Source organism: Paenibacillus sp. FSL E2-0151 (assembly GCF_037993015.1).
GTDB classification, from domain to species: domain Bacteria; phylum Bacillota; class Bacilli; order Paenibacillales; family Paenibacillaceae; genus Paenibacillus; species Paenibacillus amylolyticus.
This window is the reverse complement of the sequence record NZ_CP150308.1, coordinates 305,201-317,950: the sequence shown is the minus strand read 5'-3', so window position 1 is coordinate 317,950 and position 12,750 is coordinate 305,201. Positions and strand designations below refer to the sequence as shown.

The 12,750-nt window shown below is 49.6% G+C and carries 6 protein-coding genes and 2 rRNA genes; all 8 read right to left on the bottom strand.

Going from position 1 to position 12,750, the window contains the following annotated elements; translation table 11 throughout:
• Positions 1-48 precede the first annotated feature (48 nt).
• A 23S ribosomal RNA gene (locus MHI55_RS01400) occupies positions 49-2,974 on the bottom strand.
• A gap of 307 nt (positions 2,975-3,281) precedes the next feature.
• Positions 3,282-4,834: ribosomal RNA gene (locus tag MHI55_RS01395) — 16S ribosomal RNA — on the bottom strand.
• The 16S and 23S rRNA genes sit together here, the layout of an rRNA operon.
• Before the next feature lie 518 nt (positions 4,835-5,352).
• Positions 5,353-5,901, bottom strand: a complete 549-nt coding sequence (locus MHI55_RS01390; RefSeq protein WP_340388415.1) for a GNAT family N-acetyltransferase — start codon at positions 5,899-5,901, stop codon at positions 5,353-5,355.
• Between the two features lie 51 nt (positions 5,902-5,952).
• Positions 5,953-7,557, bottom strand: a complete 1,605-nt coding sequence (locus MHI55_RS01385; protein ID WP_340388413.1) for a response regulator — start codon at positions 7,555-7,557, stop codon at positions 5,953-5,955.
• The gene (locus MHI55_RS01380; protein ID WP_340388411.1) at positions 7,554-9,422 is read right to left on the bottom strand and encodes a histidine kinase; all 1,869 of its coding nucleotides are present in this window, start codon (positions 9,420-9,422) and stop codon (positions 7,554-7,556) included. Before MHI55_RS01380 ends, MHI55_RS01385 begins: the two co-directional genes overlap by 4 nt.
• A 28-nt stretch (positions 9,423-9,450) precedes the next feature.
• A complete protein-coding gene (locus MHI55_RS01375; RefSeq protein ID WP_340388409.1) occupies positions 9,451-10,299 on the bottom strand; it encodes a carbohydrate ABC transporter permease in 849 nt (282 codons plus the stop codon).
• A complete protein-coding gene (locus MHI55_RS01370) occupies positions 10,296-11,246 on the bottom strand; it encodes a sugar ABC transporter permease (protein ID WP_036616398.1) in 951 nt (316 codons plus the stop codon). The genes MHI55_RS01375 and MHI55_RS01370 overlap by 4 nt, the downstream gene beginning before the upstream one ends.
• A 47-nt stretch (positions 11,247-11,293) precedes the next feature.
• On the bottom strand, positions 11,294-12,634 hold the full coding sequence (locus tag MHI55_RS01365; protein WP_340388407.1) for an ABC transporter substrate-binding protein: 1,341 nt from the start codon (positions 12,632-12,634) through the stop codon (positions 11,294-11,296).
• Between the last annotated feature and the right edge of the window lie 116 nt (positions 12,635-12,750).

Here is a 12,750-nt window from a genome sequence, read left to right as displayed (position 1 = left end):
TCTCTGAAAACTAGATTCGAAACGAAACACGCGAATTATCACTTGCTATTGGATAAGCCCTCGACCGATTAGTACTGGTCAGCTCCATGCATTGCTGCACTTCCACCCCCAGCCTATCTACCTCGTCGTCTTCAAGGGGTCTTACATACTGGGAAATCTCATCTTGAGGGGGGCTTCACGCTTAGATGCTTTCAGCGTTTATCCCGTCCGTACATAGCTACCCAGCGGTGCTCCTGGCGGAACAACTGGTACACCAGCGGTACGTCCATCCCGGTCCTCTCGTACTAAGGACAGCTCCTCTCAAATTTCCTACGCCCACGACAGATAGGGACCGAACTGTCTCACGACGTTCTGAACCCAGCTCGCGTACCGCTTTAATGGGCGAACAGCCCAACCCTTGGGACCTACTTCAGCCCCAGGATGCGATGAGCCGACATCGAGGTGCCAAACCTCCCCGTCGATGTGGACTCTTGGGGGAGATAAGCCTGTTATCCCCAGGGTAGCTTTTATCCGTTGAGCGATGGCCCTTCCATGCGGTACCACCGGATCACTAAGCCCGACTTTCGTCCCTGCTCGACTTGTAGGTCTCGCAGTCAAGCTCCCTTATGCCTTTGCACTCTTCGAATGATTTCCAACCATTCTGAGGGAACCTTTGGGCGCCTCCGTTACTCTTTAGGAGGCGACCGCCCCAGTCAAACTGCCCACCTGACACTGTCCCCGCACCGGATTACGGTACCAGGTTAGAACCTAGATACGATCAGGGTGGTATCCCAACGTTGCCTCCACGCAAGCTGGCGCTCACGTTTCAAAGGCTCCCACCTATCCTGTACAGATCGTACCCAAATTCAATATCAAGCTGCAGTAAAGCTCCATGGGGTCTTTCCGTCTTGTCGCGGGTAACCTGCATCTTCACAGGTATTAAAATTTCACCGGATCTCTCGTTGAGACAGCGCCCAAGTCGTTACGCCATTCGTGCGGGTCAGAATTTACCTGACAAGGAATTTCGCTACCTTAGGACCGTTATAGTTACGGCCGCCGTTTACTGGGGCTTCGGTTCACAGCTTCGGATTGCTCCTAACCACTCCCCTTAACCTTCCAGCACCGGGCAGGCGTCAGCCCGTATACTTCGCCTTACGGCTTCGCACAGACCTGTGTTTTTGCTAAACAGTCGCTTGGGCCTTTTCACTGCGGCCCCCTCGTGCTATTCACACTACCGGGGCACCCCTTCTCCCGAAGTTACGGGGTCATTTTGCCGAGTTCCTTAACGAGAGTTCTTCCGCGCGCCTTAGAATACTCTTCTCGCCTACCTGTGTCGGTTTGCGGTACGGGCACCATCACCTGGCTAGAGGCTTTTCTTGGCAGTGTGAGATCATGACCTTCGCTACTATAATTTTCGCTCCCCATCACAGCTTAGCCTTACAATGTGCGGATTTGCCTACACATCAGCCTCACTGCTTAGACGGACATCCATCAGTCCGCGTCACTACCCTACTGCGTCCCCCCATTGCTCATAACGGCTTACGGTGGTACAGGAATTTCGACCTGTTGTCCTTCGACTACGCCTTTCGGCCTCGCCTTAGGTCCCGACTTACCCTGAGCGGACGAGCCTTCCTCAGGAACCCTTAGGCTTTCGGCGGATCAGATTCTCACTGATCTTTTCGTTACTCATACCGGCATTCTCACTTGTATAATGTCCAGCGCTCCTTACGGTACACCTTCAACCCTTATACAACGCTCCCCTACCCCTGATGCAAAGCATCAAGCCATAGCTTCGGTGGTGTGTTTAGCCCCGTTACATTTTCGGCGCAGAGTCACTCGACCAGTGAGCTATTACGCACTCTTTCAATGATGGCTGCTTCTAAGCCAACATCCTGGTTGTCTGTGCAACTCCACATCCTTTCCCACTTAACACACACTTGGGGACCTTAGCTGATGGTCTGGGCTGTTTCCCTTTTGACAATGGATCTTAGCACTCACTGTCTGACTCCCGGAAGTAAGTCTATGGCATTCGGAGTTTGACTGAGCTTGGTAACCCTTGCGGGCCCCGCACCCAATCAGTGCTCTACCTCCACGACTCTGTTTTCCGAGGCTAGCCCTAAAGCTATTTCGGGGAGAACCAGCTATCTCCGAGTTCGATTGGAATTTCTCCGCTACCCCCACCTCATCCCCGCATTTTTCAACATGCGTGGGTTCGGGCCTCCAGTGCGTGTTACCGCACCTTCACCCTGGACAGGGGTAGATCACCCGGTTTCGGGTCTACGTCCACGTACTCAGTCGCCCTATTCAGACTCGCTTTCGCTGCGGCTCCGGCTCTTCACCTTAACCTTGCACGGGAACGTAACTCGCCGGTTCATTCTACAAAAGGCACGCCATCACCCCTAAAACGGGCTCTGACTTTTTGTAAGCACACGGTTTCAGGTTCTATTTCACTCCCCTTCCGGGGTGCTTTTCACCTTTCCCTCACGGTACTGCTTCACTATCGGTCGCTAGGAAGTATTTAGCCTTGGCAGATGGTCCTGCCGGATTCATACGGGGTTTCACGTGCCCCGCACTACTCGGGATCCGTCTCGGAGGGAACCAACTTTCAACTACAGGGCTTTTACCTTCTTTGGCGGGCCTTTCCAGACCTCTTCGCTTAACCGGTTCCTTTGTAACTCCATGTGAGACGTCCCACAACCCCAAAGAGCAAGCTCTTTGGTTTGGGCTTCTCCGCGTTCGCTCGCCGCTACTGACGGAATCACTATTGTTTTCTCTTCCTCAGGGTACTTAGATGTTTCAGTTCCCCTGGTATGCCTCTACATAACCTATGTATTCAGTTATGAGTAACTGGAAATTACCCCAGCTGGGTTTCCCCATTCGGACACCCCCGGATCAAAGCTTGCTTACAGCTCCCCGAGGCAGTTTCGTTGTTCGCCACGTCCTTCATCGGCTCCTAGCGCCTAGGCATCCTCCGTGTGCTCTTAGTAGCTTAACCTCGTGCTCCGGTTTCGACTGCTCGCTTCCCTTGTTTTGCTTGCGCAAAGCCAAAAGTCGCTCCCATTCGATACCATCGTACGTGCAATCTACCTTATAAAAACACTTCACTTGTTTACACAAGATCAGCTTAAAGGAATGTTCTAATTCGCGTTTGTTTCGTTTCGATATCTAGTTTTCAAAGAACAAGCTCCATGCAAAAGCAAGCTGTTTGAGAGTTTGAGCTCTCAAAACCGAACAACGAGTGAGTGTTTTGCAGCTAAGCTGCATATTTGAATGTTTCCGTTGCAGGAAACGATTCTCCATAGAAAGGAGGTGATCCAGCCGCACCTTCCGATACGGCTACCTTGTTACGACTTCACCCCAATCATCTATCCCACCTTCGGCGGCTGGCTCCTTGCGGTTACCCCACCGACTTCGGGTGTTATAAACTCTCGTGGTGTGACGGGCGGTGTGTACAAGACCCGGGAACGTATTCACCGCGGCATGCTGATCCGCGATTACTAGCAATTCCGACTTCATGCAGGCGAGTTGCAGCCTGCAATCCGAACTGAGACCGGCTTTGTTGGGATTGGCTCCATCTCGCGATTTCGCAGCCCGTTGTACCGGCCATTGTAGTACGTGTGTAGCCCAGGTCATAAGGGGCATGATGATTTGACGTCATCCCCACCTTCCTCCGGTTTGTCACCGGCAGTCTATCTAGAGTGCCCACCCGAAGTGCTGGCAACTAAATATAAGGGTTGCGCTCGTTGCGGGACTTAACCCAACATCTCACGACACGAGCTGACGACAACCATGCACCACCTGTCTCCTCTGTCCCGAAGGAAAGATACATCTCTGCATCGATCAGAGGGATGTCAAGACCTGGTAAGGTTCTTCGCGTTGCTTCGAATTAAACCACATACTCCACTGCTTGTGCGGGTCCCCGTCAATTCCTTTGAGTTTCAGTCTTGCGACCGTACTCCCCAGGCGGAGTGCTTAATGTGTTAACTTCGGCACCAAGGGTATCGAAACCCCTAACACCTAGCACTCATCGTTTACGGCGTGGACTACCAGGGTATCTAATCCTGTTTGCTCCCCACGCTTTCGCGCCTCAGCGTCAGTTACAGCCCAGAGAGTCGCCTTCGCCACTGGTGTTCCTCCACATATCTACGCATTTCACCGCTACACGTGGAATTCCACTCTCCTCTTCTGCACTCAAGTCACCCAGTTTCCAGTGCGATCCGGGGTTGAGCCCCGGGATTAAACACCAGACTTAAATGACCGCCTGCGCGCGCTTTACGCCCAATAATTCCGGACAACGCTTGCCCCCTACGTATTACCGCGGCTGCTGGCACGTAGTTAGCCGGGGCTTTCTTCTCAGGTACCGTCACCTTGAGAGCAGTTACTCTCCCAAGCGTTCTTCCCTGGCAACAGAGCTTTACGATCCGAAAACCTTCATCACTCACGCGGCATTGCTCCGTCAGGCTTTCGCCCATTGCGGAAGATTCCCTACTGCTGCCTCCCGTAGGAGTCTGGGCCGTGTCTCAGTCCCAGTGTGGCCGATCACCCTCTCAGGTCGGCTACGCATCGTCGCCTTGGTGAGCCGTTACCTCACCAACTAGCTAATGCGCCGCAGGCCCATCCCCAAGTGACAGATTGCTCCGTCTTTCCAGTTTCCTTCAGGCGAAGAAAACAATTATTCGGTATTAGCTACCGTTTCCGGTAGTTGTCCCAAACTTGAGGGCAGGTTGCCTACGTGTTACTCACCCGTCCGCCGCTAACTATCAGAGAAGCAAGCTTCTCTTCAAGTCCGCTCGACTTGCATGTATTAGGCATGCCGCCAGCGTTCGTCCTGAGCCAGGATCAAACTCTCCAATAAAGTATTGAAAAGAGCGATAAGCTCATTTTGAATCTGACGAGATTAAAAATCTCATTTGTGCTCCAGCCGATTCAAGCCAAGGCTTGTCTCAAACTTTCGCGTTCATTCTGCAAGCAGAATGTTTACTCACTCGTTGTTCAGTTTTCAAAGATCAAACTCGTTTCCGTTACCGAGCGTTGTTCTCCTCAGCAACTTTTATATCATAACACTTCCGAACCAACTTAGCAAGCTCTTTTTTTAAGTTTCTTTCGAAGCTTATTTGTTTTGCCTGCGACACTTTGTTTCTCGTGTTTTTTTGGCCGGAAATAGAATATATCATATACACAACACAATTACTACTTGTAAAATATCCCATCTGAAAACTTATTATATATTTGATTCAATCTCTTCATAATCTCTTTTTCCAATGGCAATATCCCCTTACTATATCCTATATACACTCACCGGTCTAATCTATCTCAATATAGGTTGTGAATAGACCCATTCAACATCATTACTGCTTTTCACTTTTTATACCATTATAAGTCTCTGAACCTGCCCATCACTATCGTGTCGTAATACTGTCCATCCGCATGTCTACGATCCTTTTTCAAAATACCTTCGATCTCGAAGCCACTCTTTTGGTATAACTCGATTGCCTTTTCATTGGATGCCAGCACGTTCAACGTCATCTTCTCTACACCAGTCTGGTCTGCCCATTCTATCGACTTCTCTAACAAGTTCTTGCCAATCCCATGCCCCCAGAACTCTCTGGCTACACACACGCCGAACTCAACTTTATGGCAAAAGCGCTTCAGCTCTGTACCTTCACATCGGGAGTATCCCACAATCTCACCCGCTACTACAGCAACAAGGAACAGATTCCGTGACTTCTCAGTGTCCAAATGGATGATCCGCCTAAACCCGGCTGCGTCGATATACGCCTCGCCCTCTTCACGATCCATGTTCTCGGTTTCCCCATCGATTTGTACACGTAGTGAAGACAAGGCCTCAGCATCCTTTTCCTCTGCCGATCTAATGGAGTAAGATAAGCCTTTAATGTAATATTCCTGCTGATCGATCATCATAAGAACCATACCTCCTCTTCCACTTTATTTAATTACTATACCTGTATCGCTCTACCCCACCTCAGACGGACTCTTGCCCGTAAGCATTTTGAACACCTGGCTAAAATACGTCGCATTACGGAACCCCGTCATCTCGCTCACCTCATATACCATGTAATGTCCCGACTGCAACAGTTCCAACGCCCTCTGAATCCGGTACCCGTTCAAATAACTCACGAAATTCTCACCGGTCACCCTTTTGAACAGTTGACTCAGATACTTCGGATGTACAAACAGCCCCTTGGCGATCGCTTCAAAACTAATCTCTTCGGCGTAATGAAGCTCTACATACTTTTTCACCTGCTCGATAAGTTTATTGCTTTTCTTCTCGCCCATCTCCTTACGTATCTGTTCCAGCCAGTCGCAGATAATACGATCCATCCAGTTTACCAAATCATGCAACGCATATTTCGATTGAATTTCACGCAGAAAATCACTCATCGCCAGCGGCGGCGTTAACATAGGGTGAAGTCGGTTCCAGCTATGCATCAACGTGTCAAACAGACTGACGGCCACAACCTGTACATCCTGTATCCCAACACATTTCCCCTCTTTCAGCAAAAGGCAAATATGATGCCATACCTCTTCGGCCAGGTCAGGTCGAATATCCGCCCAAGCCTCGTTCCATTGACGAAGCAATAATGAATAATCGGTCACACTTGGTTCTGTTTCCTTTGATGTTTCATAGTGGTATATACGACTTCCACCTTGAAACTCTGCTTTTTCCACCGCTTCCCTGCTCTCGAGATAGGAATCTATCACCTCACATGGGTGACTCTTGGATCTTCCGATTCCAGCACTCACTTCAATTTTCAGATACGTAAAGATCTGATCGATCATCCTCTCCACGAATGGCAGGCATTCTTCCAGATGATCTTTATCTCCTAATAGAAGCAACACAAATACCTGATCCGAATAATCAACAATCTCTACCTGACCATTCATGCGCGCCGCTTGCTCCTTCACCGTCTCCTGAATAATATCGGCCGCCCCATAGCGGAGAAGCTGCCAATCCCGTTCTTTCATTCGTGTCAAAAATACGGGGCGATTCAGTTGCAGACTAATGGCGCGTGTCTGGGAGGACATATGAATGCCTATATAGTCCATGCGTTCTTTGGGAAGCTCGTCTGCCCGATATCGCGTAGTCAGCAGTTCGTGAAGAAATTGTTTGCGCAAATACGGAAGTACCCGTCCGACCTCCTGCTTGTACGTCTGCTCCAGTCGCTCATGCCGCTCTCGCACATCTTGTTCCAGTAACACCTCACGCAGCACAGACTCAATCTCCTCAACCTCTGCCGGCTTCAGCAAAAAGTGATTCACCCCCCAGCGCATGGCTGCCCGGGCGTTCTCGAATTCGTCATATCCACTAAGAATGATGATCGGCAAGTGGGGATGATCACGTCGCAACGTCTGTGTGATCTCAAGCCCGGTCATCCCCGGTAGATATACGTCAGTCATAACGACATCTGGATGCATACGGTGAAACAGCTCCAGCGCATCCAAGCCATTGGAAGCAGTGCCTGCAATGCTGAGGCCCAGAGAAGGCCAATCGATATGATCTGTTAATGCCTTTACAATATGAGGATCGTCATCAACAAGCATAATGGTCTTCATCATTTTTCACCGTCCAGCCATAGATTTAATTGCTCGTCGGTCTCAATACGCGGCAGCGTAATGGTCACTTCCACTCCACCTGACTCTCTATCGCTCAGTTGAACACCATACCTCTTCCCACAATAAAGCTGGATGCGCTGATGTACATTCCGTACGCCGATGCCACACGTCTCTTCGAGTTTCCACCCCTCCGGCAAACCCCGCCCATTATCCGTGATACGAATGATGATATCCTCATGCGGGCCAACCTCTTCGTGCATATGCACCTGAATTCGAAGTGTGCCTTCTTCAGGGTGCCCGTGCATAACGGCATTTTCGATGAAGGGCTGCAAAATGATCTTGGGAATGTAACAACCGCGAATATGCGGATCGATCTGCTCCTGATATTGAATGGAGAACGGCAGCCGCTCTGACTGGATGTTAACGTAGCAGCGGGCATGTTCCAACTCATCACGAACCCGTATAAACAATCTCCCTCCACTCAGTCCGATCCGTAATAACTTACTGAGTTGTACAATCATGCGACTGATATCCTTGGCTTCATAATCAAGTGCGCGCCAGTGGATCATGTCGAGGGTATTGTATAAAAAATGGGGTTTGATCTGGGCCTCAAGCAAGCCCGTCTGGGCTTCACGCTTGGCCCGGCTCTCATCCTTCACCTGTTCCATCAGCGTCGTAAGTTGCGAAGCCATGTGATTAAAGCCATAAGCCAAATGGGCATATTCCTCCGTAAACGAAAGTTGGACCCGGGTATCGAAGTCCCCTTTCTCCAGTTGTCTCATTCGCTTGATTAATTGTCGCAAAGGTCGGATGATCTGCCTTACAAACAGGTACGCCAGCACAGCCGAGCATAATAGTCCCAGCACGGCAATGCCAAGGACCTGCCAGCCTGCTTGTCTGAGAGGAGATAACAGTGTATATACCGGAATAGTCTGTACGAGGCGCCACTGAAGCATGGCTGGCCTGGAGTACAGCACCAATTGAGCACCTCCAGGTTGGCCGGAAACTACTTCGTACCCGTCTGCACCATGCTGGACATGTTCCTGAATCCATGCACTATCTATAATAGAAGAAGATGAATTTACAGCTTCCCCCGTTTCCTGTACTGTACTCGCTTCATTTCTTCGATCCGCTCGTTCATTCTCCCCTGTTGGATCAACTCTCCCCATCTGCATTACGACATTACCAGCCGTATCTACCAACAGGACTTTTCCATCAAGCACCATGGGTACATCAGCAAACCTGCGTACGATGTCGGCTCTACTCAGTCGAATGAGCACATAGGCAACCGTCCCGCCACGACTGTCGAAAATCCGTTGGGCGTATCCGACCAGGGATTGGCCAGATTCGTTCTCACGCAGCGGAACCCAAGCCGCATCAGCCTTTTCCAGCGTAGCAAACCAAGAGTCGTGTGCGATGGTGTCCACCGGAAATATGCGATCAGCCATAGTCACTGTCACTTCATTAAAGACATCCGTATACAGTTCAATGGAAGTGATGCCTTCACTCACGACCATGGTATGATCCAGAATTCTAGAGACCTCTCTCCGCTGGTGAATCTGTTCAAGCCTGCCCGTATCAGCCGTTTCGAGCAGACTGGACAGTTCCCGATTGCTTGCCAAGGCATAAGCGGTTCCAGTTACCCCTGTGATAAAATCAAATCCCCGACGTGTGCTTTCGTTCAGAAGAGCCAGGCGTGCTTTGCTAATCTCGGCAAAGGTGACTGCTGAGAAAGACTGATATGCCAGCCAGACCACAACCGAGACGAGCAGGAGGTTAAACGCAATAAAGCAAGTCACCATCAACGTGGAGAGCTTGCTTTGTTGCAGCTTTTGATTAATAAATGAAGACCATCTTCCTTTCCTCATGGAAAAATCAACTCGTTTCGTCTTGGAATTACCCTTTGAGCCCAGAGGTCGCGATTCCTTCCACGAAGTACTTTTGACACACGATAAATACGATAAAACATGGCACCAGCGACAACACCGACATGGCAAACATCGGGCCCCAATCGGATTGAGAACTGGAATCAAGGAACAGGCGCAGACCCAGCGGCACGGTGTATTTGCTAACGTCACTCAGGTAGATCAACTGACTGAAGAAGTCGTCCCATGTCCATAAGAACGTAAAGATCATCGTGGTAACCAATGCTGGGAAAGCCAGTGGAATGATGATTTTGGTGTATATTTTCACAGGACCACATCCATCGATGGTGGCCGCCTCATCCAGCTCTTTGGGCAATCCCCGGAAGAACTGTACCATGAGAAAAATGAAGAAGGCATCTGTCGCCAGCCATTTTGGAACCACAAGCGGCAGATACGTATTCACCCACTCCAGGTGGTTGAAGAGAATATACTGCGGGATCAGCGTCACATGATGGGGCAGCATGATCGTCATGAGCATCAGGCCAAAGCAAATGGCTTTGAAACGAAAATTCAGTCGGGCGAAGGCATACGCCGCCATAGAGCAGGAAATCACATTGCCCAGCACCGCGCCAAGCGATAGAACGACAGAGTTAGTTAGAAACCGGGAGAACGGGTTGCCCTGAATTCCCGACCAGCCATTCATGTAATTTTTCCAATTCCATTCCTGTGGCCAAAACCAGGTCTCTGTAAAGATCATATGTCCCGGTTTGAATGAGCTGCCCAGCATCCAGAGGATCGGGTAGAGCATGACAAAGGCGATGCCTGAGATCAACACATGTTTGCTGACGACCCATGCTGTAGAGTTCCGTTGTCCAATCATGATTTCCCACCATCCTCATAGTGCACCCACAGCTTGCTGCTGCGGAATACGAGCAATGTAAATACGCCAATCAGGATGACCAGCACCCAGGCCATCGCAGAAGCATAGCCCATCTGAAAGAATGAAAATCCTTTTTTGTACAGATACAGAGAGTACATTAAGGTTGAGTTCACTGGCCCTCCGCTACCATTACTGATAACAAAAGCCTGCGTGAACGATTGAAAGGATGTAATCAGCTGCATGACAAGATTGAAGAAGATAACGGGTGACAGAATCGGCAACGTTATATAGAAGAATCTCCGCAGAGGACCTGCACCATCTACCGCTGAGGCTTCATCATACTCGGGTGGAATCTGCTTCAGGCCTGCCAGGAAAATAATCATCGACGATCCGAACTGCCACACGGATAACAGCACGATGGAGTACAGAGCATATTTCGGATTCGCTACCCAATCGGGCGCTTTAATGCCTACCATGGCAAGCACACTATTGAGTAGCCCGTCCCCACCCAGCATTTTACGCCACAACATCGCAATCGCCACGCTACCTCCAAGCAATGTCGGGATGTAATACACTGTCCGATAAATACCTAATCCTCGAATCCCTTTGTTGAGCAACATCGCTACCAGCAACGCGAAAATCAATTTTACCGGTACGGATACAGCGACATACGTGAAGGTGACTTTGAGCGACTGAGTGAACAGTTTATCCGATGTAAACATCGTTGTGTAGTTATCCAGACCGACCCAGGAAGGGGCGGCCAGGATACTGTAATCGGTGAACGAGATGTATAACGATACCAACATTGGACCTAGGGTAAGGAATAACAATCCGACAAGCCATGGGGCGAGAAACAGAAGTGCGGCTCCATTATGCGCATATCTCCGTTTGACCCGCCGGGTAGTTACACGCTCGATTCGGGCTTGACTGACCTGTGATGTCGTCATCTTCGCAACCTCCCCGCAGAATTAGAAGTGTGAGACAGTTTCAATCATTATTGACTCGATCCAAGCGTAGCCTTGGCTCCTTCAATAAACTGGGCAATGACATCTGGGGTATTACCTTGACCGAAGGCGATCTGCTCGCTTGCGCTCTTGAAACTTGTGTCCACTTCAGCAAATCCTTGCGGGTATGGCGGGTCAATCTCGCTGGAGTTCTTCGATACAGTATCGATAAATTGGAAAATGGTTTGCTCCGCTTCCGGCAGCGTAGGCTGCATCTGTTCACGAATGCTGGAATTGACCGGCACCCCACGTTCAGAACCAAGAATAGCGGTTGCTTCTGGATCATTGACCATGAAATCAATGAACATGGCAACTTCCTTTGGATGTTTGGTTTTACCATAACCGGAGAGGAACTGGCCTGGTTTCAGATATTCACCGATTTGCTTTTCACCTACACCATGCGGAAGCACTTGTATGCCAAGCTTATGATCCTGGTTTTTGTTCACCTGCTGGAATGTCAGCAATTGATTGGACCATGCAAAGTCCATGGCGGCTGTGCCCAGTGAGATCGGTCGTGTCTCCAGCGCATTGGTTGTGGATGCCGTTATCTCCGCTGTAGTCACTCCACCATTCTCGCGTAGTGCGCTCCACATATCGAACCATTGTTGAAGCTCCTCGCTGGTAGCTGTCATTGTGCCACCATCAAACAATCCTTTCCCGGATTGCCGAATAAACACTTCAAACATGTTCGTTGTACCGGAAATGTCTGCCGATCCGTAGAACCCCTCACCTTTGGCTGCGGCGATCTTGGTTGCAATATCCCCAAAATCCTTCCATGTCCAGCTCTCTTGTGGTTCTTCTATACCTAATTCCTGAAATACGGTGGCGTCATAGATGACACCTGGTGCGTTAACTCCGAGGGTAATTGCATATAATTTATTGTCAATCGAACCGGCTGTAATCATGCTCTGATCATGATCCTCTGTCCGCAGCTCTTTGCTCTCTGCAAACGGAGTCAGGTCAAGCAAGGCACCACGCCGGGCAAAGTCAGTCAAAAAGGCGTAATCCATCTGGATGATATCTGGTGCATTTGAACCGGCTACCTGTGTAGTCAACTTGTCAAAGTAACCATCCCAACCGGAATATTCAGGTTTAATGGTGATTCCCGGATGTTTCTCTTCAAACAATTGGATCACTTTGGTCGTCAGATCATGTCTAGTCTGTGATCCCCACCAGGTCATGCGCAGTTCAACCTTACCTGATGAATCTCCTTCACTTCCACTTGCTTCCCCAGAAGAAGAAGATGTATCGGTGGCCCCTCCAGAACAGGCTGTAGCGAACAATAACAGGGACAGACAGAACAGGGTTACCCACTTTTTTGTAATCATCATAAATGAATTTCCTCCCCTTCTTGCATTTATGGAATCGCTTACAAAACCTATTGTATCGGTCTATTACTGTACATGACATAAACAAAAGTAAGCTTTCCTGTCAAAAAAGTAAGGAG